This is a genomic window from Streptomyces sp. NBC_00400, assembly GCF_036048035.1.
GTDB lineage: Bacteria > Actinomycetota > Actinomycetes > Streptomycetales > Streptomycetaceae > Streptomyces.
Map to the genome: position 1 here is coordinate 6,735,750 of NZ_CP107940.1, position 25,455 is coordinate 6,761,204.

The following is a 25,455-nucleotide window of genomic DNA, read 5'->3' on the forward strand; positions in this document are numbered from 1 at the left end:
CTGGTTAGTCTGCCTCCGTCGCACCGACCCGACCGAGGGAGACCCAGGGTGGAAGCCGTACGGGACAAGACCGTTGTCGTGACCGGGGCGGGCGGGGGGATCGGCGCCGCGCTGGCCCGCCGGTTCGCCGCCGAGGGCGCCCGGGTCGTGGTCAACGATCTCGACGAGGCCAAGGCGGCGAAGACCGCCGGGGAGATCGGGGCGATCGCGGTCGCCGGCGACGCCTCCGCCGTCGTCCCGGCCGCACGGGCGGCGCTCGGCGGCGGTATCGACATCTTCTGCGCCAACGCGGGAGTGGGGACCGGCGGCGGGCCCGAGGCGTCCGACGAGGACTGGACGCTGGCCTGGGACGTCAACGTCATGGCACATGTCCGGGCCGCGCGGGAGCTGGTGCCCGAGTGGCTGGAGCGCGGCAGCGGGCGCTTCATCTCCACGGTCTCCGCCGCGGGCCTGCTCACCATGGTCGCCGCCGCCCCGTACAGCGTCACCAAGCACGGCGCCTACGCCTTCGCCGAATGGCTCTCGCTGACCTACCGGCACCGCGGTATCGACGTCCACGCCATCTGCCCGCAGGGCGTCCGCACCGACATGCTGGCCGCCACCGGCGCCGCCGGGGACCTGGTCCTGACGCCCACGGCCGTGGAACCCGAGGACGTCGCCGACGCCCTCTTCGCGGCGATGGCCGAGGGCCGCTTCCTGGTGCTGCCGCACCCCGAGGTCGCGGACTACTACACCGCGCGGGCGGCGGACCCCGACCGCTGGCTCGGCGGGATGAACCACCTCCAGCGGAAGTTGGAGCAGGCCGAGGGCGGCCGCTCCTAGGAGCACCCGCCCCGGCAGCGGGGTGCAGGGTGACGGGCCGGCCGGGCCCGGCGCGTCACCGCACGCCACCCGCCACCCCGCGTCACCCGGGCGTTTCCCCCGCAGGGATGATTCAGGCGATCAGGAAGAAAGGGCCGCACCCCGATGACCTCCTACCAGGACATGCCGTGGCTGGCACAGCTCACCGATGCCCAGCGCGCCCCCGTCCAGCCGCCCCCCTCGACGCTGCACGCCTTCCGGGCCGCGGTCGGCCGCGTCCCCGACCGTACGGCGCTCGCCTACTTCGACGGCCGGCTGTCCTACGCCGAGACCGATGCGCTCTCCGACGGCATCGCCGCCCACCTCGCCGGGCGCGGCTTCCGGCGCGGCGACCGGGCCGCGGTCATGCTCCAGAACACCCCGCACTTCGTGCTCGCCCTGCTCGGCGTGTGGAAGGCCGGCGGTGTGGTGGTACCGGTCAACCCCATGTACAAGTCCGCCGAAATGCGGCACATCCTGGACGACGCCGAGGTCACCGCCGTCATCTGCGCCGACCGCACCTGGGACGGCTTTCTGCGGGCCACCGCCGCCGAGGCGCCGTCCGTCCGGATCGCGCTCACCACCTGGGAACGGGACCTGCAGACCCGCGACGACCGGCGGGTGCTGCGCGGTGACCGGCTCGGTCCGCAGGAGGGCGCCGACGATCTGCTGACCGCCGCCCGCACTGCGGGGAGGATCCGCGCGGTGCCCGCCGACCCGGAGCTCACCGCCGACGACCTCGCGCTGATCAGCTACACCTCCGGCACCAGCGGCACCCCCAAGGGCGCCACCAACACCCACGGCAACATCACCTACAACGCCGAACGCCAGCGCACCGGCCTGGGCCTGCCCGAGGGCGCCACCTACTTCGCGCTCGCCCCGCTCTTCCACATCACCGGCATGGTCTGCGAACTGGCCGCCTGCGTCGCCAACTCCGGCACCCTCGCGCTCGCCTACCGCTTCGACGCCGGTGTCGTCCTGGACGCCTTCCTGGAACACCGCCCCGCCTATACGGTCGGGCCCTCCACCGCCTACATGGCGCTGATGGCCCACCCCGAGGTCACCCGTGACCACTTCGCGTCCTTCCGGACCATGTCCTCGGGCGGTGCGCCGCTGCCGCCCGCCCTCGTCGAGAAGTTCCGCACCGACTTCGGGCCGTACCTCCACAACGGCTACGGTCTGACCGAGTGCACCGCCCCCTGTGCCAGCGTCCCGCCCGGCAGAAAGGCACCGGTCGACAAGGTCTCCGGCACGCTGGCCGTGGGCGTCCCCGGCCCCGACACCGTCGTGCGGATCACCGACGAGAGGGGCCGGGACCTGCCGTTCGGCGAGCAGGGCGAGATAACGGTCCGCGGCCCCCAGGTCGTCCCCGGCTACTGGCGCCGCCCCGACGCCACCGCCGAGGCCCTTCCGGACGGCGAGCTGCGCACCGGTGACATCGGTTTCATGGACGCCGGCGGCTGGCTGTACGTCGTCGACCGCAAGAAGGACATGATCAACGCCTCCGGCTTCAAGGTCTGGCCCCGCGAGGTCGAGGACGTCCTCTACAGCCACCCGGCGGTGCGCGAGGCGGCGGTCGTCGGGGTGCCCGATGCCTACCGTGGCGAGTCGGTCAAGGCCTATGTCAGCCTGCGCCCCGGCGCGTCCCCGGAACCCGCCGAGCTGGCCGCTTACTGCAAGGAACGGCTCGCGGCGTACAAATATCCCCGCGCGGTGGAGATCCTGGCCGAGCTTCCGAAGACCACGAGTGGCAAGATCCTCCGACGGGAGCTGCGCCACCGCGCATGACTAGCACGAAGGACAGGTGAGGGCGATGGCCGGCACGAAGGACGGCAACGGCAACGGCGGTGCGAAGCCGGTGGCCCAGCGGCTGCTGGCCACCGCCACCAGGCTCTTCGCCGAGCAGGGCTACGACCGCACCTCCGTCCAGGAGATCGTCGATGCGGCGGGCGTCACCAAGGGCGCCCTGTACCACTACTTCGGCTCCAAGGAGGATCTGCTCCACGAGGTCTACGGCCGGGTCCTGCGACTCCAGCAGGAGCGGCTGGACCACTTCGCCGGTGCCGACGCGCCGGTGGAGCAGCGACTGCGGGACGCCGCCGCCGATGTGGTCGTCACCACCATCGACAACCTCGACGACACCAAGATCTTCTTCCGCTCGATGCACCAGCTCAGCCCGGAGAAGGACAAGCAGGTACGCGCCGAACGGCGCCGCTACCACGAGCGGTTCCGGGCCCTGGTCGAGGAGGGCCAGCGCACCGGCGTCTTCGCCGCCGACATCCCCGCCGACCTGGTCGTGGACTACCACTTCGGCTCCGTGCACCACCTGGGCACGTGGTATCGCGAGGACGGACCGCTCAGCCCGCAGCAGGTCGCCGATCACCTGGCGGATCTCCTGCTGCGGGCCCTGCGGCCGTAGCGCGCACCGCGCGCCGCGGTCGCCGCCCGTACCGGCCCGCCGCGGTGTTCCGTTGGCCACATGTGCGGGAGTGGCGTTCCTCACACACCCTCACCCTGTGTATCGGAACGGCCACACCGAGGCGGGACGGGCCGCCTCCCGGCGCGCTCCTGAGGGCCTTCACCGCATCTTCAGGAAATTGTTGGATTGCGCGCAAGGCCTGTGGGAATGCGCTCCCGGGCAACGACACTCAAGGGGTGGTTACGGCTCGGGGCTGTCCTCATCCGCCGTCCGTAACTTACGGTATCGATAGTTCTGCTATCACTACCGATGTGGGTGGCCTTGTGGCTGAAGTGACGCTGTTTCTCCGGGAGTACGCACGGACGCGCCGGGAGGTGGGCGCGATTGCTCCGAGCAGTCCCCGGCTCGGCAGGGCCCTGACCCGCTATCTGATCCCCAGCCCCGGCCGCTCCCGCGCGGTCCTGGAGGTGGGTCCCGGCACCGGCGCGGTGACCCGCCATATCGCCGACGCGCTCGGCCGCGAGGACACCCTCGACCTGGTCGAGGCCAACCCGCGCTTCGTCGACATCCTGCACGGCGCCTACGGCGGCGACCCCCGGCTGCAGTTCCTCACCGGTCTGGTGCAGGAGCACGAACTCGGCACCTACGACACGATCGTCTGCGGCCTGCCGTTCGCGAACTTCGACGCCCCGACCACGACGGACATCTTCGACCGGCTGCTCGGCGCCCTGCGGCCCGGCGGCACCCTCTCCTTCTTCGGCTACGTCGGCGGGGCCACGGCGCGCCGCACGTTCACCGGCAAAGCCGCCCGCGCCCACGTCCTCGACGGCCAGAACGCGCTGCGCCGCATACTCGACCGGCACACCTTCCGCACCGAACTGGTGCTGGGCAACCTGCCCCCGGCCCGGGTGCACCACCTCGTACCGGCCGGCGAGCCCGTTCACCCCGTCTGAGACCGCGCCCGCACCCGCCGGGCCACGTCCTCCTGGGCGATACGCCGCAGCGCGGCCATCGCCGTGTCGCCCAGTACGGTCCCGAGCACCGCACCCTCGATCTGGGCGTCGAGGCTCGGGACCCCGTCGAACGCCGCCAGCTCGGCGGCGGCCAGGGACCCGGCGGCCTGTGCGTACCGGTCGAGCAGGCCCAGCAGCTCGCTCTGGTCGAGCTCGTGGTAAGCCACCACGACCTGCACCAGCGTCCGCCACCCCGGATTCTCCGGCCGTACCGACCAGTCGTGCCGCCGCACCAGCTCCGCGACCTCGCGCTCGGCGCGCTCCCACATCTCGTCGGTGCCCCGCTCGGCGGCCACCTTGCTGACCGCCGACTGCGCGGTCCCGAGCATGCCGTGCGGGGTGGTGCCCGGAGAGTCGATGCCGGCCAGTACCTCGGCGGCCGCCGCGATGGACAAGCCGCCCACTTCGGTCAGCGCCCGGATCAGCTTCAGCCGCCGGATGTGCGAATCGGCGTACTGGACCTGGTTCGGACTGATGCGCTCGCCCGGCGGCAACATGCCTTCCCGGGTGTAGTACTTGATCGACGGAACCGGCACCCCGGTCCGCCGCGCCAGTTCTCCGATACGCATCCCCCGAGGATAACGGCGGGGCCCTGCCGGCCGGGGCCCGCTCCGACCGGTGGACAAGGGGCCCCGCTCGCGTCGTACGCAGGCCGTGCCCGAGGTCCCCACCCCCTCGGTCACGGCTGCGGTACCGGGGCGGCCCCGGGGCGTCGGGCCCTACAGGTAGCGCTTCAACTCGCGGCGCGCCAGGGACCGTTGGTGCACCTCGTCGGGGCCGTCCGCCAGCTGGAGCGTGCGGGCGCCGGCCCACAGCTCCGCCAGGGGGAAGTCCTGGCTGACGCCGCCCGCGCCGTGCAGCTGTACCGCCTTGTCGAGGATGTCCACGACCGTGCGCGGGGTGGCGATCTTGATGGCCTGGATCTCGGTGTGGGCACCCTTGTTGCCGACGGTGTCCATCAGCCAGGCGGTCTTCAGCACCAGCAGTCGCAGCTGCTCCACCGCCACCCGGGCGTCCGCGATCCACTCCTGCACCACGCCCTGCTGGGCCAGCGGCTTGCCGAACGCCGTACGGGTCACCGCACGGCGGCACATCAGCTCGATGGCGCGCTCGGCCATGCCGATCAGCCGCATGCAGTGGTGGATCCGGCCGGGGCCGAGCCGCGCCTGGGCGATGCCGAAGCCCCCGCCCTCCTCGCCGATCAGATGGCCCGCCGGCACCCGTACGTCGTGGAAGACCACCTCGGCATGGCCGCCGTGGTAGTGGTCCTCGTAGCCGTAGACCTGCATGGCGCGCTTGACCTCCACGCCGGGGGTGTCCCGCGGAACCAGGATCATCGACTGCTGGCGGCGGATGTCCGCGCCGTCCGGGTCGGTCTTGCCCATCACGATGAAGATCTGGCACAGCGGGTTCATCGCGCCGGAGATGTACCACTTGCGGCCGTTGATGACATAGCTGTCGCCGTCCCGCTCGATCCGGGTCTCGATGTTGGTGGCGTCCGACGAGGCCACCTCCGGCTCGGTCATCGCGAACGCCGACCGGATCTCACCGGCCAGCAGCGGCGCCAGCCACTGCTTCTGCTGCGCCTCGTTGCCGAACTGCGCCAGTACCTCCATGTTGCCGGTGTCCGGTGCCGCGCAGTTCAGTGCGGTGGGTGCCAACTGGGGGCTGCGGCCGGTGATTTCGGCCAGCGGGGCGTACTGGAGGTTCGTCAGCCCGGCGCCGTGCTCCGGGTCGGGGAGGCTGTGCTCGTCCACAAAGAACAGGTTCCACAGCCCCTGCCTGCGGGCCTCGGCCTTCAGCTCCTCGACGATCGCCGGGGTGTCCCACGGCGAGGCGAGTGCGGCCCGCTGCTCATGGGCGGTCCGCTCGGCCGGGTAGACGTGCTCGTCCATGAACGTCAGGAGCTTTTCGCGCAGCTCCTCGGTGCGGGCGTCGAATGCGAAGTCCATGGGCGTCTCAGCCTTCCTTGAGGGTGGTGAGTCCGTGGTCGATGAAGACGGGGACGAGCTCGCCGATCCGGTCGAACCCGGCGCCGACGGTCTGGCCGAGCGTGAAGCGGTAGTGGATGCCCTCGAGGATCACGGCGAGCTTGAACCAGGCGAACGCCGTGTACCAGGCGATGGCGGAGGTGTCCCGGCCGGAGCGGGCGGCGTAACGCTCGATCAGCTCGCCCGGCGAGGGGTGACCGGGGGCGCCGCTGGTGGTGCTCACCGGCGACTGCGGCAGGCCCAGGTCCGAGCTGTACATCGCCAGCAGACCGAGGTCGGTCAGCGGATCGCCGAGCGTGGACATCTCCCAGTCCAGGACGGCCTTGAGGGTGTCGTCGGCCCCGATCAGGACGTTGTCGAGGCGGTAGTCGCCGTGGACGACGGCCGGGGCGGGCGAGGCGGGCAGCGCCCGGCCCAGTGTCTCGTGCAACTCGTCGATCCCCGGCAGGTCGCGGTTCTTCGACGCGCTCAACTGCTTGCCCCAGCGGCGCAGCTGGCGCTCCAGGAAGCCGTCGGGGCGGCCGAAGTCGCCGAGCCCGACCGCCTCCGGGTCCACCGCGTGCAGGTCCACGAGCGTATCGACCAGGGAGAGCACCACGGCCCGGGTGCGCTCGGCCCCGAGCGGGGCCAGCTGGCCGGCCGTGCGGTAGGGCACGCCCTCGACCAGCTCCATCACATAGAAGGGTGCGCCGATGACCGACTCGTCCTCGCACAGCAGCAGGGCCTCGGGCACCGGCACCGGCGTCTCGTGCAGGGCGCTGATGACCCGGTGCTCGCGCCGCATGTCGTGCGCGGTGGCCAGCACATGGCCGAGCGGCGGCCGGCGGACGACCCAGGAGGCGGCGCCATCGGTGACGCGGTAGGTGAGGTTGGACCGCCCGCCCTCGATCAGCCGGGCCCGCAGCGGGCCGCCGGCCAGCCCCGGCCGCTCCCGGCCCAGATGCTCGCGCAATCGCTCCAGGTCGAGGCCGGGAGGATCCTCCCGGTCCTGGGTCTGCGGGGGAGGGGTGCCCTTGCTCATCGTGCTCCTCCGTACGGAGTGGACGGTCGGTCGGTCGCAGCACGATCATGCCGACTAGTCGGTATGGAGTCCAGTGCCGGGGTGTGGGGCGTGGGTCACGCGGGGATTTTCCGCCACACCGGCGGTCCCGGGCGCCCCCGGCCGGCTCGGGCTGCCCCCGGCCGGCTCGGGCTGCCCCGGCGCCGGCCGCCCCTGGCCCCCGTCGCTCCCGGCCTTCTCTCAGGCCTCCGCCCTCACGCCCGTGATCAGGCGTGACACGCCATCGGCACTCCGCCGTTCATCACCGTCATATCGCCGAACCCGGCCGCCACGTCGAGCGGCGCACCCGGCGCGGTGCCCGCCAGCTCCGCGTACGCCCGGTGCAGATTCGCCACCAGCCGCTCGCTCTCGGCCAGCTCCGCGAACGGGCCGAGGTCCGCCTCCCGGGCCACCTCCAGCGGCGTACGGCCGGCCGCCCGGCCCTCCTGCGCCAGCCGGCCGACGAACCGCAGGTAGCGCTCGATGCCGTCGTACACCTCGGGGCCGGTCACCGGACCGTGCCCGGGGACGACGGTGACCGCGTCCAGGGTGCGGAGCAACTGCAGTGCGCGCAGCGATCCGGCCAGCGACCCCATGAAGACGAACGGGGTACCGCCGTGGAAGACCAGGTCTCCGGCGAAGACGATGCGCTGCCGGGGCAGCCAGACGACGGTGTCGCCGGTGGTGTGTGCCACGCCCGGGTGGATCAGCCGCACCTCGATGTCCCCGACGTGCAGGGCCAGCTCGTCGGTGTAGGTGACCTCGGGCGCCGTCAGACGGATGTCGCCGTACTCGACCTCGGGCCACACCGCGTGCAGCTGCTGTCCGGCGGCCAGCAGCTCACGGCGGCAGGAGGCATGCCCGATGACCGTCGCCTCGGGCGCGAAGACGCAGTTGCCGTAGGTGTGGTCGCCGTGGTGGTGCGTGTTGACCACCATGCGGGGCGTGGGTGCGCCGCTCTCGGCGATCCGGCGGCGCAGCAGGCGCGCCCGGCTCTCGGTGGCGGCGGTGTCCACGACCAGGGTGGCGTCCCCGTCGGTGACGAAGCCCGCGTTGTTCAGGCACCAGCCGCCGTCCGGCTGGATAAAGGCGTGGACCCCGGCGGCCAGTTCGGTGAGGTAGGGCTCGGCGGTCGGTGCCGCCGAGGTGTGCGCTGCCGGGGCCTGCGCCCGCGTGTTCCGTGCTGTCGAGTCGCCCATGCGGGTGTGTCCCCTCGTCCGGTGGTCCCTCATTTCCCGCTGCCGGGGCGGGAGTCGGTCCCGACCCGGGACGGCGGGGGTCGCGTCACCGTACCTCTGTCGCCCGCCGCGGTGGCGCCGCACCCCGGCTCAGGGCCCCTGCTCAGTGCCCCGGCCGTACCAGGATCACCGTGCCGCACAGCGCCAGCCCGAGGGTGCAGCCGACCAGCAGCAGGGCCGTCCGCGGGGGCAGGCCCGGCGGGCGGCCGGTGACCATCGCCCGCATCCGGTGGTGCGCGAGCACCACGAACGCGATCCACAACAGGCCGGTCAGCGCCGCCAGAACCACCTCCACCGGCCCGGGGGCGGCGCTCTGCAGCAGCTGACGGGCGGCCAGCACCGCCATCGCCGTGGCGGACAGCGTGGTACGCCGCCACGCCAGCCTGGTCCGTTCCGGCTGCAGCCCCGGGTCCCGGTCGGGGGCCGGCCGCGGCATCCCCGCCGCCGGCCGTGTTCCGCCCGCCATCGGCTAGGTGGTCCGGCCCAGGAGGACCAGCACGACCACCGCCACCGCCAGGACGCCGACGCTCAGCGCCAGCGCCGTGGGGAAGCGGCTGACCGGCAGGTCCTCGCCGCGCCGCATCGCGCGCTCGCAGCGCACCCAGTGGTTGACCGCCCGCAGCGCACACAGCGCGCCGCCCACCAGCAGGACGACGGTGAAGGTGACCCGCAGCCCCTGGTGCAGCCGGGGCAGGAACTGGTCCACCGCGAAACCGCCGCCGATCAGCGCCAGCCCGGTGCGCAGCCAGGCGAGAAAGGTGCGCTCGTTGGCGAGCGAGAAGCGGTAGTCGGGGGTCGTGCCCTCCTCGCGGATCCGCGCGGGCGAGAACCACAGCCGCACGGCCGCGCCGGCCGACCGCAGCCCCTCAGTGAGGATCATGGCCGAAACCCTATCGGCCGGCCGGTGCCCTGCCCGGGGCGCATCAGAGCTCCCCCGCCTCCCGCCGGGCCAGCAGCTGCCGGTACGCGGCGAGCCCGTCCGGCGTCCACGGCCACTCGTCCAGCCGCCGGGTCAGCTCCTCCTCGGTCAGGAACGCGGACCAGTCGATCTCCGACTCCTGCGGGGCGACCGGCAGCGTGCAGCGCACCTCGTAGACCGCGGACCACCAGGTGTGCTCGGCCGTCTCGTAGAGGAACTTGAACAGCGGCCGGGGCGGCTCCAGTCCCTGGACCCCCAGCTCCTCCTCGGCCTCGCGCAGCGCCGCCTGGTCGTAGGTCTCGCCGGTGCCGACCACGCCTCCCACGAACATGTCGTAGTGCGAGGGGAAGACGAGCTTGTGCGGGGTGCGGCGGTGGACGAAGATCCGGTCCGCCTCGTCCCGGGCGAGGACGAAGGCACAGCGGGTGCGCATCCTGCGGGCGTAGCTCTCGCCGCGTGGGGCCTGCCCCACGACCTGATCGTTCTCATCGACGATGTCGAGGATTTCGTCCGCGTTGAGCGGTTGCTGATCGGTCATGGCAGCCATGCAACCACCCGGGCCCCGGGCACAGCTCACCGGGCGGCGGTCTCCGGGCGGCGCTCTGCGAGGGCGGTCGCCGCCGCGGGGGAGCGGCCGGGACGCCCTCCTCAGCGCGGCTGCAGCTCCCGCACGTTCTCCCGCCGGCCGGACCCCGGCGGCATCGCCGGATGGCTGCCGATCAGCACGATGCCCGCGACGACGGCCACGATCCCGGCCACCTCCCACGCCAGCGCCGCGGGCGTCACCCGCAGCTGGTCGCCGAGGAACCCCACCCCGCAGGCGATGCCGGCCAGCGGCTGGGCGGCGGTCAGCGCGGGCAGCGAGAGCCGCAGCGGCGCCGACTCGAAGGCGCTCTGTACGAGCACCAGCGCCAGCACACCGAGCACCACGATGGCGTACGGCTGCCAGCTGGTGACCAGGGCCGACCAGCCGCCCTCGCTGAAGTGCTCCCCGCTGATCCGGGTCAGCGCGTCCTGCAGCCCGTAGATCAGGCCCGCCGCGATCCCCAGCAGGGCGGCCTCCAGGCTCACATGCACCCGCTCCCGCTTGGCGACCGCCGCCAGCAGCAACGCGGTGCCCAGCACCATGCCCATGATCAGCCACTGCCACAGATGATCCGTGCTGCGCTGCCCGCCCTGGGGGCGCCCCGCCACGATGAAGGCCGTGACCCCGCCCGCCAGCAGCCACAGCCCGGCCCAGCCGCTCCGGCCGAGCCGCTGCCGGGTCAGCCGCCGCGACAGCGCCATCGCGAACAGCAGATTGGTCGCCAGCAGGGGCTCCACCAGAGTGATGTCGCCCATCCCCAACGCCATCGCGCCGAGCGCCATCCCGACCACCATCAGACCGATACCGGCCAGCCACAGCGGCATCCGCACCAGATCGAGCAGCAGACGTACCGAGAGGTAGTCCTTCATCGGGGCGTGCTGCGCCGCGGCCTGCTGAAACACGAAACCGAGTCCCAGACAGCAGGCCGCTCCAAGGGCGAGCAGTATCACCGTCACGTCGCACCTCGTATCGGGGGGCGGGGGATGCGCCTGAGGATAGTCACCAGGCGGCGGGCGTGGGGTGGCCCTCGTCACCGACCATTCTCCCGCGCGCCTTGGTGTACTGCGCGGTAACCAGGTGGTTGACGCGGCAGTCGGGTGCGCTGAGGATCGTTCCACCAGGCGGCCGGGGCGCCCGGCGTGCCCCGTTGAGGAGTTGCTGAGATGGCGTACGACGCTGATGTGATCGTGATCGGAGCGGGACTCGCGGGCCTGGCGGCCACCGCGGAACTGGTGGACGCCGGACGGAAGGTGATCCTCCTCGACCAGGAGCCCGAGCAGTCCCTCGGCGGACAGGCGCACTGGTCCTTCGGCGGTCTCTTCCTGGTGGACTCCCCCGAACAGCGCCGGCTGCGCATCCGCGACAGCCGTGAGCTGGCCTGGCAGGACTGGCTGGGCACGGCCGGTTTCGACCGGCCGGAGGACCACTGGCCGCGCTCCTGGGCCGAGGCCTACGTCGATTTCGCGGCCGGCGAGAAGCGCTCCTGGCTGCACCGGCAGGGCGTACGGCTCTTCCCCGTCGTCGGCTGGGCCGAACGCGGCGGCTACGACGCGACCGGGCACGGCAACTCCGTCCCCCGCTTCCACATCACCTGGGGCACCGGCCCCGGGCTGGTGGCCCCGTTCGAGCGCCGGGTGCGGGCCGGGGTGGCCCGCGGACTGGTGGAGCTGCGCTTCCGCCACCGGGTGACCGGGCTGTCGCGCACCGCGGGGAGCGTGGACACCGTCAGCGGCGAGGTCCTGGAGCCCTCGGACGCCGAGCGTGGCAGGCCCAGCAGTCGCGAGGTGGCCGGCGCCTTCGAGCTCAAGGCCCAGGCCGTGATCGTCACCTCGGGCGGTATCGGCGGCAATCACGAGCTGGTGCGCGCCAACTGGCCGAAGCGGCTCGGCAAGCCCCCGCGGCGGATGCTGTCCGGGGTGCCCGCGCATGTGGACGGCAAGATGCTGGGCATCGCCGAGGCGGCGGGCGGCCGGATCATCAACCGCGACCGGATGTGGCACTACACCGAGGGCATCGACAACTGGAACCCGGTCTGGCCGCAGCACGGCATCCGGATCCTGTCCGGACCGTCCCCGCTGTGGCTCGATGCGCGCGGCAAGCGGCTGCCGGTGCCGCTCTTCCCCGGCTTCGACACCCTCGGCACCCTCGAACACATCATGCGGACCGGCCATGACCACACCTGGTTCGTGCTCACCCAGAAGATCATCGAGAAGGAGTTCACCCTCTCCGGCTCCGAGCAGAACCCCGACCTGACGGGCAAGAGCATCCGCGGCGTGCTGGGCCGGGCCAGGGCCGGCGCACCGGGGCCGGTGCAGGCGTTCATGGACCGTGGCGCGGACTTCGTCGTCGAGCGCTCGCTGACCGATCTGGTGCGGCGGATGAACGAGCTGACCAAGGAGCCGCTGATAGCCGAGGAGGCGCTGCGCGACGCGATCGTGGCGCGGGACCGGGAGATCGCCCACTCCTTCACCAAGGACCTCCAGGTGACCGCGATCCGCGGGGCCCGCGCCTACCTCGGGGACCGCCTGATCCGCACCGCGGCGCCGCACCGGCTGCTCGACCCCAAGGCCGGCCCGCTGATCGCCGTACGGCTCAACATCCTCACCCGCAAGACGCTCGGCGGTCTGGAGACCGACCTCTCCTCACGGGTGCTGACCGACGGTGGCGCGCCCCTGCCCGGCGTGTACGCGGCGGGCGAGGCGGCCGGGTTCGGCGGCGGCGGGGTGCACGGCTACCGCTCGCTGGAGGGCACCTTCCTCGGGGGCTGTCTCTTCTCCGGCCGGACGGCGGGGCGGGCGGCGGGGCGGGCGGTGTCCTGACCGGGCGGGGGTGACGCGATACGGCGGGACGCGGTGCGGGAGAGGGAGAGGGACATGTGGTGCGGCAGAGAGAGGGGGGCGGATCCGGCCATTCCCCTTCGCGCCTTGACGCGGAGCTCTGCGGGCCGCTTTGCTGTGCGTGATGACTGGTGCGGACCAAGTCATTACCCTCTGTAGAGGTGCGCGGATCCGGTCCCCGCCCGCCGAGGACGACTCGGTGCGGTGAGACGGCCGGTGCGGCGCGCCATGGAGCCCCTGATGGAGCCCCTGACCCGTGATTTCGATGTCGCCACCGATGCCGCCACCCCTCCGACGCGCCCGCCGCCCCGGCACCCCGGCGCTCACCCCGGCCCTGGACGACGCCCAACTGGCTCTCGCAGCCGAGGCGTTGACGCTCGGCCAGTGGGCCAGGGTGCGTACCCTGCTCGCCGGGACCGGTGCGCACTGGGATCTGCGCGGCCACCGGTTAACCGTCCTGGCCACCTGCCCCGGCAGTGCCGCCTGGGCCGGCGACTGGCTGCTCGCCGAACCGGACAGCGGTGACGCCGCCACCCTCCTGGCCCTCGCCACCGTCCATCTCGCCCTGCGCGGCGAGAGCGGCACCGAGGCCGCCGCCGAGGCCTGTGCCACCGCCGCCCGGATGCTGCCCGACGACCCCACCCCCTGGCTCGGCGCGCTGATCCTCGCCCGCCGCACCGGCACCCCGGGCGAACGGGCTCACGCCTTCCGCCAGGTGTGCGCCCGCCACCGCGACCACCACCACGCACACCACCTCATGACGGCCTCCCTGGCCGAGCAACTGCCGGGCGTCACCGACGATCCACGGCACCCGGTCCATGTCTTCGCGGCCCGCGCGGCGGCAGGTGCCCCCGCCGACTCCCCGCTCGCCCTCCTCCCCGTCGTGGCGTACGCCGAGCGCTACCGCGTCCTCGCCGCCGCGGGCCTGGCTCCCCCCGACCCCGCGGACTGGGGCCACTGGTCCACCCGGCGCGCCCGGCAGGTGCTGCAGACCGCCGTCGACTGGTGGCTGGAATGGGAGGGCGAGGAACACCCCCGCCGCAAGATCGATCTCAACTACCTCGCCCATGCCGCGTTCCACCAAGGGCGGACCGCCGAGGCCGCCACGCTGTTCCAGCGGATCGGTCCGCACGCCACACGCGCCCCGTGGTCGTACCCGGGCCGCGACGGCACGGGCGCGTTCCGGGCCGCGCGGGCCACCGCACTGTGCCGCGCCCGGGACGCCGCCGCCCCGTGACCCGGCGGCGCTGATGACGAAAGTCTGACGCCGGGGCCGGGACGCTGGCCCCGGCGCCCGCGGGGTGGTCGAATCGAAGGGTGACCAAGGACGCGAAGAGGCCCCGCCCGGCGGGCGGCGACGAGGACGGGCAGGGCACCCCCGTGGGCCGCCGCGTGGTGCTCGGCATGCTCGCCGCCGGTGCCGCGGGCGTCGCCGCAGCCCCCTTCCTGCAGAGCGCCTACGACAGCACCCTCGGGGCCGCCGCACAGCAGGACCCCACCGGCCTGACCGGGCTGCTCCCGGGCGGCGGCGGCTTCCGCTACTACTCCGTGACCGGCTCCGTACCGGCCAAGGACGCACGCACCTACCGCCTCGGCATCGACGGCCTGGTCCGCCACCGGACCACCCTGAGCCTCGCCGGTCTGCGCCGGCTGCCGCAGACCCGGCTCGTCCGCGACGTCCAGTGCGTCACCGGCTGGCGGGTGCCCGCCACCCCCTTCGAGGGCGTCCGCCTCTCCGCCCTCCTCGACGCCGTGGGCGTACGCCCCGAGGCCAAGGCCGTCCGCTTCACCTGCTTCGACGGCACCTACAGCGAATCCCTCACCCTCGAACAGGCCCGCCGCGACGACGTCCTGGTCGCCCTGCGGATGCAGGACAAGCCGCTCGCCCACGCCCACGGCGGTCCGGTGCGCCTCTATGTCGGGCCCATGTACTTCTACAAGTCGGCGAAGTGGCTCTCCGGGATCACCGTCACCGACCATGTCCAGCCCGGATACTGGGAGAACCTCGGATATGACATCGACGCCTGGGTCGGCCGGTCGAACGGACGCGACGATGCCCCGACCACCTGAGAGCCGGTCCGGGGCCACCACGGCACGCCGCCGCGTCCCGCGCTTCACCCCCGCCGAACACCGGGTGCACCGCGCCACCGCCACCTTGATGGCCGTCTGTGTCCTCACCGCCGGCTGTCTCTACCTCCCCTTCCTCGCCGAACTCGTCGGCCGCCGCCATCTGATGGTCACCGTCCACGAGTGGTCCGGCATCCTGCTGCCCGTCCCCCTGCTGCTGGGCCTCGGCTCCCGTGCCCTGCGCGCCGACCTCACCCGCCTCAACCGTTACGGCCCGCACGACCGCCAGTGGCTGCGCGCCGCACTGCGCCGCCGAGGGGGCCGCCCGGCCGGCAAGTTCAACGCCGGGCAGAAGCTCTACGCCGCCTGGATCGCCGGTGCGGTCCTGGTGATGCTCGGCACCGGCCTGCTGATGTGGTTCACCCTCCCCCAGGCTCTCGGCTTCGCTCGAGCAGGGGGGACCCCCATCGCGCCCCTGGTCTGGCGCACCGGCGCCACCTTCGTCCACGACTGGCTCGCGCTCGCCGTGGTCATCGTGATCGCCGGGCATGTCGGGAAGGCGTACGGCGACCCCGAGTCACGCCGCGGCCTGCGCACCGGCTCCGTCGACGCGCAATGGGCACGGCGTGAGCATCCGTTGTGGGTGCCGGGGGAGGGGGACGGGGAAGACGGCGGGGAGGCACGGGACAGCGCAAACGGGGACTTCGGCGACAGGTCCTAGCCCCCAACGGCGGGGCCGTTCCCGTCCGTTGCCAAGACTCCTCTGCAGAGACCTCTATGCAGAGGAGTCTTGGCAACTCTAGGCTGCCGTTCATGCCTGACGCCTCCACACCACCGCACCCGCCCCGTCCGACGCCGACGCCGACGGCCGTGCCCCCGACCCGCCGGATGGACGCCCGCAGTCTGCGCGGGGTCGCCCACCCCTTGCGGATGCGCCTCCTGGAGCTGCTGCGGCTCGACGGCCCGGACACCGCCACCGGACTCGGACGCCGTCTCGGTGAGAACACCGGCACGGTCAGCTGGCATCTGCGGCACCTCGCCGAACACGGCTTCATCGAGGAGGAGACCGGCCGCGGCACCAAGCGCGAACGCTGGTGGCGGGCGGTCCGGGTCGCCCACCGGCTCGACACCACCGAATTCCGCGACGATCCGGACACCCGTGGTGCGCTGGCGCTCTATGTGCACGAAATCGTCCAGCAGCACTTCAACCGGGTCGTCAGCTACCTCACCGAGGACTGGGCCCCGGAATGGCGGGACGCCGGCACCCTCTCCCAATGGCACGACCTGCGCCTGACGCCCGGACAGCTCGCCGCACTGAACGAGGAGTTGGAGCAGGTGGTCGCACGGCACCGGGCGGCGGCGCACGGCGGACCCGGCGGGGACGCCCCCGAGGAGCGGCCCGTCGTCGTCCAGTTGCAGGCCTTCCCGCGCAAGGAGCGTCACGAGCGATGAGCGGACTGCTGCGCCGCCATCGTGACTTCCGGCTGTTGTGGTGCGGTGAGACGGCGGGGAAGTTCGGGGCGTCGGTCACCACCGTGGCGATGCCGCTGGTGGCGGTGTCCACCCTGCACGCCTCCACCTTCGCGGTCGGGCTGCTCAGCGCCTGCGGCTGGCTGCCCTGGCTGCTCATCGGCCTCCCGGTGGGCGTCTGGGTGGACCGGACACGCCGCCGGCCCCTGATGCTGGGCGCCGCCGGGCTGTCACTGGTGCTGTTCGCCGCCGTACCGGTCCTCGCCCGGTACGGCGGGATCGGCCTCGGCCTGCTGATCACCGTGGCCCTGCTGGCCGGCGCGGCGGCGGTGGTCTTCCAGACCGCCTACAGCGCCTACCTCCCCGGCCTGCTCGCACCGGCCGACCAGGCCGAGGGCAACGCCAAGCTGCACGGCAGCGCCTCGGCGGCGCAGATCGCGGGACAGGGGGCGGGCGGCTTCATCGCCCAACTGGCCGGCGCCGTCAACGCGTTGTCCGCCCAGGCGGCCACCTTCCTGGTATCCCTGCTGTGCCTGCTCCGCATCCGGCACCGCGAGCCACGCCCGGACCCCCGCGACCGCGCGTCACGGACCCTGTTTGCGGACATCGCCGAGGGGCTGCGGCTGGTCACCGGCGATGTCTGGTTCCGCACCCTGACGCTCTTCGGCGCCGCCTCCAACCTCGCGCTCATGGGGTACCAGTCGATTGCGGCGGTCTTCCTGGTCCGCGAGGTCGGTCTGCCGCCCGGTGCGGTCGGCGGGCTGCTGGCGCTGGCCAGTACGGGCGGGATCGTGGGTGCCTTCCTGGCGCGCCGGGCCGCCGACCGGTTCGGTACGGCCCGTGCCATGCTGCTGTGCGAACTGGGCCTGTCCGGCACCGCGTTGCTCATCCCCCTCGCCGCCCACGGCGCCGGGGCGCTGCTCTACGTCGCGGGCAGCTTCGGCGTCTGTGCGGGTGTGGTGGGCGGAAACACCCTCAAGGTGGGCTTCCAGCAGCGCTACTGCCCGCCGGCCCTGCTCGGCCGGCTGATCGCCGGCAGCTCCTTCCTCAACTACGGCACGCTGCCCCTGGGCGCGCTGCTCGGCGGTGCGCTCGGCTCCGCCCTCGGCCTCCGCACAGCCATGTGGATCATGACCGCCGGGGTGCCGCTGGCCGCCCTGATCCTGCTCTTCTCGCCGGTCGGGGCCGTCCGCGACCTGCCGGTGCGCCGGACGGGGGACGAGGGGCGAGAGGAGCGCCGGGACGAGCAGAGGGAGGAGCGGCGGGAGGAGCAGAGGGAAGGGCAGAGGGAAGGGCAGAGGGAAGGGCAGCGGGCCGAGCGCCGGGCCGAGAGCCACGAGGGGCCAGGAGAGCGGGGCGCGGATCCGGAGGGCCGGGACGGAGCGGCGGCACGGCGCTGAGGCGCGCCAGGGTGCCCAGGCGCGCCAAGGCACCGAGGCGCGCCACGGTGCCAGGCCCGCCAGCCCCGCCAAGGCCCGTCAGCCACACCCGTACGCCCACGCCGCGGACGGCCCGGCCCCACGCCCGCCGGACCGTCCGCGGCCCCGTCCGCGCCCCGCCTACAGCTCCACCGGCACGTCCGCCGACGGCAGTTCGACCTCGAAGCGGCAGCCCGCCCCGGTATTCCGTACCGTCGCCCGGCCCTCATGGGCCTCCACGATCCCGCGGACGATCGCCAGGCCCAGCCCGGCGCCGCCCTTGCCGTCCGCGCGCGGGGTGCGGGCCGCGCCGCCGCGCCAGCCGGTGTCGAAGACCCGCGCCAGATCCTCCGGCGGAATGCCCCCGCAGCCGTCCTCGACCGCAAGGATCACCCGGCCCTTCTCGTGCCGTGCGCTGACCGCCACGGTGCCGTCCGCCGGTGTCGCACGAATCGCATTGACCAGCAGATTGCCCAGGACGCGGGTGATCTGCTGGGCGTCCACCCGCACCGGCAGCGGTACCACCCCGCCGTCCACCAGCCGCACCCCGCCGGCCCGCGCCAGCGGCCCGGCCCCGGCGAGGGCATCGTCCACCAGGTCGTACACCGACACCCGCGACAGCGTCAGGGCCAGCGCCCCGGCCTGGATCCGGGAGAGTTCGAAGAGGTCGTCGACCATGGCGGCCAGCCGGTCGACCTCGACCCGCATCCGTGCGTGGTAGCGCGCGGTGTCCTCGGCGACCCCGTCCTCCAGCGCCTCGGCCATCGCCCGCAGCCCGGCGAGCGGGGTGCGCAGGTCGTGCGAGATCCCGGCGATCAGATCGCGCCGGGAGGCATCCAGTGCCCGCTCCCGCTCCCGTGCCTCGGCGAGCCGCCCGCTGGTCTCCTCCAAGGCCCGCGACAGCGCGGCCAGTTCCGCGGTGGGCGGTTCGGCGGGCGCCACGAAGCCGCCCTCGCTGCCGACCGTACGGGCCGAGCGTGCCAGCTCCCGGCTGCCCGCCGCGATCCGGCGTCCGAAGAGCAGCGCGGCCGCCAGCGACACCACCCCGGAGACGGCCACCACGGCCATCACCACGCCCAGGTCGTGCCCGGACAGGAACATCGCCTGGGCGACCGCCACCGTGCCCGCCGCCATCGCGGCCACCGCCAGCACCGCCACCGCGAACAGCGACAGCGCGACCGAGCGCCGCCGCAGCACCCGTACCGCGGGCGCCGCGAGCACGCCCGCCAGCGCCGCGCCCAGCGCCGCCAGCGCCACGATGACCAGAAAGTCCGTCATGAGAGCAGATCGCCTCCCAGCAGCGGTCCGGGCTCCGGCGGGGGTTCGTCCTCCATGGGGTCGAAGCGGTAGCCCGCGCCCCAGACCGTCGTCACCAGCCGTGGCGCGGCCGGATCCGCCTCGATCTTCTCGCGCAGCCGCCGCACATGCACGGTCACCGTGGACAGATCGCCGAACTCCCAGCCCCAGACCCGGGCCAGCAGCTCCTCCCGGGAGAAGACCTGTCCGGGATGGCGCATCAGGAAGACGAGGAGGTCGAACTCGCGGGCGGTGAGGGAGATTTCCCGTCCGCCGCGGTCGGCGCGCCGGCCGCCGGGGTCGGCACGGAGGTCCCCGGCGCACAGGACGGCGGAGGGCGCCGCGGCCGGCGGCGCGGACTCCGCACGGCGCAGCACCGAGCCGATCCGTAGCACCAGCTCGCGCGGGCTGAAGGGCTTGGTCACATAGTCGTCCGCGCCCAGTTCCAGGCCGAGGATGCGGTCCGCCTCCTCGCCACGGGCCGTGAGCATCACCACCGGGACCGCCGGGCCGTCGTCGGCGCGGCGCAGCCGGCGGCACACCTCCAGACCGTCGATGCCGGGCAGCATCAGATCGAGCACCACGAGATGCGGACGGAACTCCGCGGCCTGGTCGAGGGCGGCGAAACCGTCGGCGGCGTGCCGGGTGGTGTAGCCGGCGCGGGAGAGATAGCCGGTGACGACCTCCGCGACGGTCGGATCGTCCTCGACGACCAGGACACGGCGCGGCGGCCCGTGCAGCGGGACGGGCGGGGGCGCGGAGGGCGGCGTTGCGCGGTGCACGGGCTCAGCGTGCCCTTCTGGAGAGAGGCGTCATGGGTCCAGCCAACACCAGCACGCGCGGTGGCGGGCAGGCCGGCCTGCTGTCGTAAGACTCCGGTAACCCATGGCCGGTGGCCGGTGGCCGGTACCCGGGCCGTGAACCGGTGGCGGTGTACTTCAGGGGGCCGGCGGGCGGCTCGATGCGGGGCGCGGTGCCGTCACGGCCCCGCTGCCCCCGCTGCCCCGTCGTAGCCCCGGCTCAGCCCCGTCCTGGCGCCTCAGCTCTCCAGCCCCTCCCGTACCCGTCGCGACACCGTGATCGCATAGAGGTCGAGCACGCCCGGCGGTTCGGCCAGGCCGGGCCCGCCGGCCCGGATCCACGCGGCGATATCGGCCAGCGCGTCGTCGTCGTTGACCAGCCCGAGCCACACGGGGCGCCCGCCGGCCGCCCGGCCCGCGGGCGAGGGCTGGACCACGACCACATTCGCCTGGTCACAGACGTCCAGACACTCCGAGGCCCGCACCGGCGCCGCGCCGTCGAGCGCCGCGCGCAACCGCGGTATCTGCCCTGTGTGGTCGACGCCCGGGATCTTGGCCGCATCGCCGCAGCAGCAGCCGCGGCATACGGTGACCCGGCACGGGGCCGCGGTGGCTGCCCGTCCGGCATGCTTGTCGATCATCCGGCTCATGCTACGGCCGGCGCCTCGCCCCCGATGCGGGAGGGCCGGGCGGGGGTAGGAACCCGGTTCCGCGGGATAGACATCCGGCATGCCCCTCACCGACCCCCAGCCTCACCCCCACCCCGGCCCCCACCCCGGCCCCGCACCGGAGAGCGAGATACCCGGCCCGGCCGGTCTCCCCGTGCTCGGCTCGATGCTCGACCTGCGGCGCGACTCCCTCACCACATTCCTCGACGCACGGCGTACGCACGGCGATGTGGTGCGGCTGGTGGCCGGCCCGCCCGGCCTGCGCAGTGTGTTCCATGCGGTCTTCGCGCCCGAGGGCGTGCAACAGATCCTCGCCTCCCAGGCCGCCGACTTCCGTAAGGACCACCCGCTCTACGAGGAGGTCCGTCAGGCCTTCGGCAACGGCCTGCTCACCAGCCAGGACTCCGACTACCTCAGGCAGCGTCGGCTGGTGCAGCCGCTGTTCACCAAGCGCCGGGTCGACAGCTACGCCGCGGCGATCACGACCGAGGCCGGCACCCTCGCCGAGCGCTGGCGCGCCGCCGGGGACCACACCGTCGACCTGGTCCTCGAGATGAACCGGCTGGCGCTGCGCACCGTCGCCCGGATCCTGTTCGGCCTGGACGCGGCGGCGGCCGAGGACGCCTTCCACCGGTGCGCCCCGGTCATCAACGCCTATGTCGTACGGCGTGCCTACGTACCCGTGAAGGTCCCGCGGGAGTGGCCCACCCCCGCGAACCTGCGGGCCCGGGCCGCCACCGACGAGCTGAACGCCCTGTGCGACCGCATCATCGCGGACCGGCGGGCGGCGCGCGGGGCGGCCACGGAGGCGGCAGCCGCGGCGGACGAGAGGGACGAGGGGGACGAGAAGGGCGAGAGGGGCGAGGGGGACGACCTGCTGTCCCTGCTGGCCGCGGCCGGCAACGACGAGGACGGTTCCCTCGACGCGACCGAGGTCCGCGAACAGGTCCTGATCTTCCTGCTGGCAGGGCACGAAACCACCGCCACCTCCCTCGCGTTCACCCTCCACCTCCTCGCCCGGCACCCCGAGGAGCAGCGCAGAGTGCGCGAGGAGATCGACCGGGTGCTGGGCGAACGCACCCCCACGGCCGCCGACCTGGACCGTCTGCCGTACCTGACCCAGGCGCTCAAGGAGTCCATGCGGCTGTATCCGGCGGCACCGGTCATCAGCCGCCGGGCCGTGGCCGCCACGGAGATCGGCGGATACCGCATCCCGGCCGGTGCCGATGTGGTCGTCGCGCCCTGGGTCACCCACCGCAGTCCGGAGTTGTGGGAGGACCCGGAACGCTTCGATCCGCGGCGCTTCGCACCCGAGCGGGAGGCGGAACGGCACCGCTACGCCTGGTTCCCGTTCGGCGGCGGGCCGCGCGCCTGCATCGGGCAGCACTTCTCGATGCTGGAGTCCGTGCTGGCGCTGGCCGTGCTGCTGCGGACGTACGAACTCGAAGCCGTGGACCAGGAGGTGCCGGTCGCCGCCGGGATCACCCTTCAGGCCACCGGCCCGGCCCGGGTGCGCCTGCGCCCGCGCGACGGAGCCGTGGAGTAGGGGCCCGAGGGCCCGGGGACGCCGCACGCACAGCGGAAAGCCGCACGCACAGCGCAAAGCCGCACACGCAGCGGAAACGAACGCCACCACAAGCCACACCACAAATGCAACGCAAATAGCGTTTGCGTTCCGGCGGCGTCCCCCGTATCGTCACTCCTGGTCCCATTGCCGCCGATCGGAGAAGGCCGTTGCTCGTCTGAGGTCCTGAGGCACCGCGCCCGCGACGGTGATCCGCCCTGCGCTTCCGGTTTCCGGAGCGGCGGTTCATGCCTCGCGCGGCCCGTCCGCGACCTCGGCGTACGTACGGCGTACCCGACGCATCCCGGCGTTTTGATGACGCGCCGACGGTGCGGTGTCTCCCAGCGCATTCCCCACACCCCCTTCGCGCCCAGGAGACCCCTGTGTCCATGCCACCCACCTCCGCGTCCTCCGCGGCCATCGTCTGCACCGGCCTCGGCTTCAGCTGGCCCGACGGCAGCCCCGTCCTGGAAAATCTCCCGCTGGCCGTCGGCCCCGGCCGTACGGGCCTCATCGGCTCCAACGGGGCCGGAAAGTCCACCCTGTTGAAGCTGATCGCGGGCGAACTTCCCCCGACCGCCGGCAGCGTCAAGGTCGCCGGCGAGGTCGGCTACCTCCCGCAGCACGCCTCGCTCGACACGCACCTGCGGGTCGACGAAGCGCTCGGCATCGCCGCCGCGCGCGCCGCCCTGCACGCCATCGAGGGCGGCGACCCGAGCGAGGAGCACTTCACCGTCATCGGCGACGACTGGGACGTCGAGGAGCGCGCCCGCGCCACCCTCGACCAGCTCGGGCTGCCCGGCCTCGACCTCGACCGCACCATCGGCGAGGTGTCCGGCGGTGAGGGTGTCCTGCTGCGGCTGGCGGCCCTGCTGCTGCGCCGGCCGGACGTGCTGCTGCTCGACGAGCCCACCAACAACCTCGACGGACCGGCCCGGCAGCGGCTGTACGACGCGGTCACCGGCTGGTCCGGCGTGCTCGTCGTGGTCAGCCACGACCGTGAACTCCTCGAACTCGTCGACCGGATCGCCGACCTCCGCGACGGGGAGATCCACTGGTACGGCGGCAACTTCAGTGCCTACGAACATGCCCTGGCCGTCGAACAGGAAGCGGCCGAGCGGACGGTGCGGGCCGCCGAGGCCGACGTCCAGCGCCAGAAGCGCGAACTGGCCGACGCCCAGATCAAATTGGCGCGCCGGGTGCGTTACGGCAACAAGATGAACGCCAACAAGCGCGAGCCGAAGATCGTCATGAACGAGCGCAAGAGGGAGGCCCAGGTATCCGCGGGCAAGCACCGCACCCTGCACACCGAACGTCTCAAGGAGGCCAGAGAACGCCTCGGCGAGGCGGCCGAGGCGGTCCGGGACGACGACGAGATCCGTATCGACCTGCCGCACACCGCCGTGCCGCCCGGCCGCACGGTGCTCACCCTGCACGCCCTGCGCACCCGTTTCGGCGCCCGTGCCGAGCTGGAGGTGCGCGGCCCCGAACGCATCGCGCTGACCGGCCGCAACGGCTCCGGCAAGACCACCCTGCTGCGGACCCTCGCCGGGGAGATCCCCCCGCAGGAGGGCGCCGCACAGGCCCATGTCCCCTTCCGGTTCCTGCCGCAGCGGCTGGACGTCCTCGACCCCGCGCTGACCGTGGCCGAGAACGTCGCCCGCTTCGCCCCGGACGCCACCAACAACCGCATCCGGGCCCGGCTCGCCCGCTTCCTGTTCAAGGGCGCACGGGCCGACCAGCAGGCCGGCACGCTCTCCGGCGGCGAACGCTTCCGGGCCTCGCTCGCCGCCCTGATGCTGGCCGAGCCGGCCCCGCAGCTGCTGATGCTCGACGAGCCGACCAACAACCTCGACCTCGCGTCGGTCCGCCGGCTGGTCACGGCCCTGGAGTCCTACGAGGGCGCGCTCCTCGTCGTCAGCCACGACCCGACGTTCCTGAGGGACATCGGCATCACGCGCCGGCTCGCCCTGGAAGACGGTGAACTGACCGATATCGCACCGCTGTAGACGGAACGGGGCGGGCGGGGCGGGGGAGTGGAGACGCCCTCCGCCCCGCCCGCCCGCGTCGGCGGCCCCCGTCCGGCGTCAGGCCCGCGTCAGTCCTGCGGCCGGCCGGCCCGCCGGGCACCGGCCCCCGCGCCGAACAGCTCCAGAGCCGCCCCGCACTGGGAATGCAGCGGCACCGGCAGCTCATGGGGAGCGCACCAGGCGAGCGCATCGAACTTGTGCGGCTCGCCGATCGTCACCTCGGCCGGCTCCACCCGTACGGCGAAGACCACCGCGACCCAGTGCGAATCGACCGGGTCACCGCGCAGCACATTGCGCACCCCGACCTGCTCGATGCCGAGCGGCCGCACGCCGTACTCCTCCTGCACCTCCCGTGCCACGGCCGTCTCGAAGGACTCACCGAACTCCAGCGCCCCGGCGCCGCAGTCCCACGTCCCCGGCTCATCCCTGGCCCCCGCGCTCCGCCGGGCCAGCAACACCCGCCCGGCACCGTCATGGCACACGAACACACAGGACACCCCGGGCCCCGCCACCGTCATCTCTCCCACCCTTCTCAGAAGTGCCGCAGCAGATCACCGAACGCCGACAGCCGCAGCACCTTCTCGTCGACGGGGTCGAGTTCCCCGTGCTCCAGGACCCAGGTGTGGTCGTGCGGGATGAACACCGCGTTCAGGCCCGCGGAACGGGCCGGCAGGATGTCCGACTTGGGGGAGTTCCCGATCATCCACGCCGAGCCCGGCTCCAGGTCGTAGGAGCGGGTCAGCTCCTGATAGGTGGCGGTGTTCTTCTCCGCCACGATGTGGACGCCCCGGAAGTGCCGGGTCAGCCCGGAGGCCGTGATCTTCCGCTGCTGCTCCTCGGTGTCGCCCTTCGTCAGCAGCAGGAGATCGTGCCGCCGGGCGAGTTCGGCCAGGGTCTCGGCGACGCCGGGAATCAGCTCCACGCGGTCCCCGTCGAAGGCCGCGGCCCACCCGGAGATCCGCGCCGCCTCCTCGGCCGTAGCGGCCCGGCCCCGCAGCCGCGCCACGCACTCGCCGAGGCTGTGCAGGAACACCTTGCTGCCGTATCCGAGGGTCACCGCGTTCGCCGCCTCGATCCCGTCGAGCACGGCCCGCACCCCGGCCCGGTCGAGTCCGGGGTGGGTCATCCACTCCAGGAACTCGTCGATGACCCGCTCGAAGACCACGTTGTTCTCCCACAACGTGTCATCTGCATCGAAAATCAGCATGCGTCCGCCAGTCCCTCTCCCGCACTCACTCCACCGACCGGCGCACCTTAGGC

25 protein-coding genes are annotated in these 25,455 nt (G+C 73.1%); 12 read left to right on the top strand and 13 right to left on the bottom strand.

The genetic code is table 11. The features are described from left to right. The first annotated feature begins 48 nt into the window (after window positions 1–48). The 4 genes from OHS81_RS29455 to OHS81_RS29470 all read left to right on the top strand — a co-directional run bounded on the left by OHS81_RS29455 (window position 49) and on the right by OHS81_RS29470 (window position 4,212). Window positions 49–822, top strand: a complete 774-nt coding sequence (locus tag OHS81_RS29455) for an SDR family oxidoreductase (RefSeq protein WP_328388190.1) — start codon at window positions 49–51, stop codon at window positions 820–822. Window positions 823–966: 144 nt separating this feature from the next. After that, the gene (locus OHS81_RS29460) at window positions 967–2,628 is read left to right on the top strand and encodes an AMP-binding protein (RefSeq protein ID WP_328388192.1); all 1,662 of its coding nucleotides are present in this window, start codon (window positions 967–969) and stop codon (window positions 2,626–2,628) included. A gap of 25 nt (window positions 2,629–2,653) precedes the next feature. Next, window positions 2,654–3,259: a TetR/AcrR family transcriptional regulator gene (locus OHS81_RS29465; protein WP_328388194.1), complete on the top strand. Its 606-nt coding sequence runs from the start codon at window positions 2,654–2,656 to the stop codon at window positions 3,257–3,259. A 332-nt stretch (window positions 3,260–3,591) separates the two neighbouring features. Continuing rightward, window positions 3,592–4,212, top strand: coding sequence for a class I SAM-dependent methyltransferase (locus OHS81_RS29470; RefSeq protein ID WP_328388195.1), 621 nt, complete (start codon window positions 3,592–3,594; stop codon window positions 4,210–4,212). On the opposite strand, the gene OHS81_RS29475 is transcribed toward OHS81_RS29470, so the two are convergent. The 8 genes from OHS81_RS29475 to OHS81_RS29510 form a co-directional block, all read right to left on the bottom strand. After that, on the bottom strand, window positions 4,200–4,841 hold the full coding sequence (locus OHS81_RS29475; RefSeq protein ID WP_328388197.1) for a MerR family transcriptional regulator: 642 nt from the start codon (window positions 4,839–4,841) through the stop codon (window positions 4,200–4,202). The genes OHS81_RS29470 and OHS81_RS29475 overlap by 13 nt on opposite strands. A gap of 150 nt (window positions 4,842–4,991) precedes the next feature. Further along, window positions 4,992–6,224: an acyl-CoA dehydrogenase family protein gene (locus tag OHS81_RS29480; RefSeq protein ID WP_328388199.1), complete on the bottom strand. Its 1,233-nt coding sequence runs from the start codon at window positions 6,222–6,224 to the stop codon at window positions 4,992–4,994. Window positions 6,225–6,231: 7 nt separating this feature from the next. Beyond that, window positions 6,232–7,284, bottom strand: coding sequence for a phosphotransferase family protein (locus OHS81_RS29485; RefSeq protein ID WP_328388201.1), 1,053 nt, complete (start codon window positions 7,282–7,284; stop codon window positions 6,232–6,234). A 245-nt stretch (window positions 7,285–7,529) separates the two neighbouring features. Next, a complete protein-coding gene (locus OHS81_RS29490; protein WP_328388203.1) occupies window positions 7,530–8,501 on the bottom strand; it encodes an MBL fold metallo-hydrolase in 972 nt (323 codons plus the stop codon). 142 nt (window positions 8,502–8,643) lie between these two features. Then, window positions 8,644–9,006: a DUF202 domain-containing protein gene (locus OHS81_RS29495; RefSeq protein WP_328388205.1), complete on the bottom strand. Its 363-nt coding sequence runs from the start codon at window positions 9,004–9,006 to the stop codon at window positions 8,644–8,646. Window positions 9,007–9,009: 3 nt separating this feature from the next. Then, on the bottom strand, window positions 9,010–9,420 hold the full coding sequence (locus tag OHS81_RS29500) for a YidH family protein (protein WP_328388207.1): 411 nt from the start codon (window positions 9,418–9,420) through the stop codon (window positions 9,010–9,012). A gap of 43 nt (window positions 9,421–9,463) precedes the next feature. Then, entirely contained in the window at window positions 9,464–9,997 is a 534-nt protein-coding gene (locus OHS81_RS29505; protein ID WP_328388209.1) for an NUDIX hydrolase, read from the bottom strand. A 110-nt stretch (window positions 9,998–10,107) separates the two neighbouring features. Beyond that, window positions 10,108–11,001, bottom strand: coding sequence for a DMT family transporter (locus tag OHS81_RS29510; protein ID WP_328388211.1), 894 nt, complete (start codon window positions 10,999–11,001; stop codon window positions 10,108–10,110). 207 nt (window positions 11,002–11,208) lie between these two features. Here OHS81_RS29510 and OHS81_RS29515 point away from each other — a divergent pair, with 207 nt between their 5' ends. From OHS81_RS29515 to OHS81_RS29540, 6 genes are all read left to right on the top strand, one after another. Then, window positions 11,209–12,864, top strand: coding sequence for an FAD-binding dehydrogenase (locus tag OHS81_RS29515; RefSeq protein ID WP_328388213.1), 1,656 nt, complete (start codon window positions 11,209–11,211; stop codon window positions 12,862–12,864). 283 nt (window positions 12,865–13,147) lie between these two features. Then, on the top strand, window positions 13,148–14,119 hold the full coding sequence (locus tag OHS81_RS29520; protein ID WP_328391506.1) for a hypothetical protein: 972 nt from the start codon (window positions 13,148–13,150) through the stop codon (window positions 14,117–14,119). Window positions 14,120–14,199: 80 nt separating this feature from the next. After that, window positions 14,200–14,952: a molybdopterin-dependent oxidoreductase gene (locus tag OHS81_RS29525; protein WP_443058784.1), complete on the top strand. Its 753-nt coding sequence runs from the start codon at window positions 14,200–14,202 to the stop codon at window positions 14,950–14,952. After that, entirely contained in the window at window positions 14,936–15,670 is a 735-nt protein-coding gene (locus tag OHS81_RS29530) for a cytochrome b/b6 domain-containing protein (protein WP_328388215.1), read from the top strand. The genes OHS81_RS29525 and OHS81_RS29530 overlap by 17 nt, the downstream gene beginning before the upstream one ends. A 167-nt stretch (window positions 15,671–15,837) precedes the next feature. Beyond that, entirely contained in the window at window positions 15,838–16,401 is a 564-nt protein-coding gene (locus OHS81_RS29535; RefSeq protein WP_443058876.1) for a helix-turn-helix domain-containing protein, read from the top strand. Then, window positions 16,398–17,819 carry an MFS transporter gene (locus OHS81_RS29540; RefSeq protein ID WP_328388219.1) on the top strand — a complete coding sequence of 474 codons (1,422 nt, stop codon included), beginning with the start codon at window positions 16,398–16,400 and terminating at the stop codon, window positions 17,817–17,819. Before OHS81_RS29535 ends, OHS81_RS29540 begins: the two co-directional genes overlap by 4 nt. 159 nt (window positions 17,820–17,978) lie before the next feature. Here the strand turns inward: OHS81_RS29540 and OHS81_RS29545 are convergent, their stop codons facing one another. The 3 genes from OHS81_RS29545 to OHS81_RS29555 all read right to left on the bottom strand — a co-directional run bounded on the left by OHS81_RS29545 (window position 17,979) and on the right by OHS81_RS29555 (window position 20,574). Further along, window positions 17,979–19,115 carry a sensor histidine kinase gene (locus OHS81_RS29545; RefSeq protein ID WP_328388221.1) on the bottom strand — a complete coding sequence of 379 codons (1,137 nt, stop codon included), beginning with the start codon at window positions 19,113–19,115 and terminating at the stop codon, window positions 17,979–17,981. Continuing rightward, complete coding sequence (locus OHS81_RS29550) at window positions 19,112–19,915, bottom strand: response regulator transcription factor (RefSeq protein ID WP_328388223.1); 804 nt, start codon at window positions 19,913–19,915, stop codon at window positions 19,112–19,114. The genes OHS81_RS29545 and OHS81_RS29550 overlap by 4 nt, the downstream gene beginning before the upstream one ends. A 257-nt stretch (window positions 19,916–20,172) precedes the next feature. Further along, window positions 20,173–20,574 (bottom strand): (2Fe-2S) ferredoxin domain-containing protein, encoded by a 402-nt coding sequence (locus OHS81_RS29555; protein ID WP_328388225.1) that lies wholly within the window; start codon window positions 20,572–20,574, stop codon window positions 20,173–20,175. Between the two features lie 88 nt (window positions 20,575–20,662). Here OHS81_RS29555 and OHS81_RS29560 point away from each other — a divergent pair, with 88 nt between their 5' ends. Continuing rightward, window positions 20,663–22,147: a cytochrome P450 gene (locus OHS81_RS29560; RefSeq protein ID WP_328388227.1), complete on the top strand. Its 1,485-nt coding sequence runs from the start codon at window positions 20,663–20,665 to the stop codon at window positions 22,145–22,147. Window positions 22,148–22,554: 407 nt separating this feature from the next. Further along, complete coding sequence (locus OHS81_RS29565) at window positions 22,555–24,174, top strand: ABC-F family ATP-binding cassette domain-containing protein (RefSeq protein WP_328391510.1); 1,620 nt, start codon at window positions 22,555–22,557, stop codon at window positions 24,172–24,174. Between the two features lie 89 nt (window positions 24,175–24,263). Here the strand turns inward: OHS81_RS29565 and OHS81_RS29570 are convergent, their stop codons facing one another. Together OHS81_RS29570 and OHS81_RS29575 are read right to left on the bottom strand one after the other, a co-directional pair. Continuing rightward, window positions 24,264–24,713 (bottom strand): NUDIX hydrolase, encoded by a 450-nt coding sequence (locus OHS81_RS29570; RefSeq protein ID WP_328388229.1) that lies wholly within the window; start codon window positions 24,711–24,713, stop codon window positions 24,264–24,266. 14 nt (window positions 24,714–24,727) lie between these two features. Then, window positions 24,728–25,402 carry an HAD family hydrolase gene (locus OHS81_RS29575; RefSeq protein WP_328388231.1) on the bottom strand — a complete coding sequence of 225 codons (675 nt, stop codon included), beginning with the start codon at window positions 25,400–25,402 and terminating at the stop codon, window positions 24,728–24,730. Window positions 25,403–25,455 lie beyond the last annotated feature (53 nt).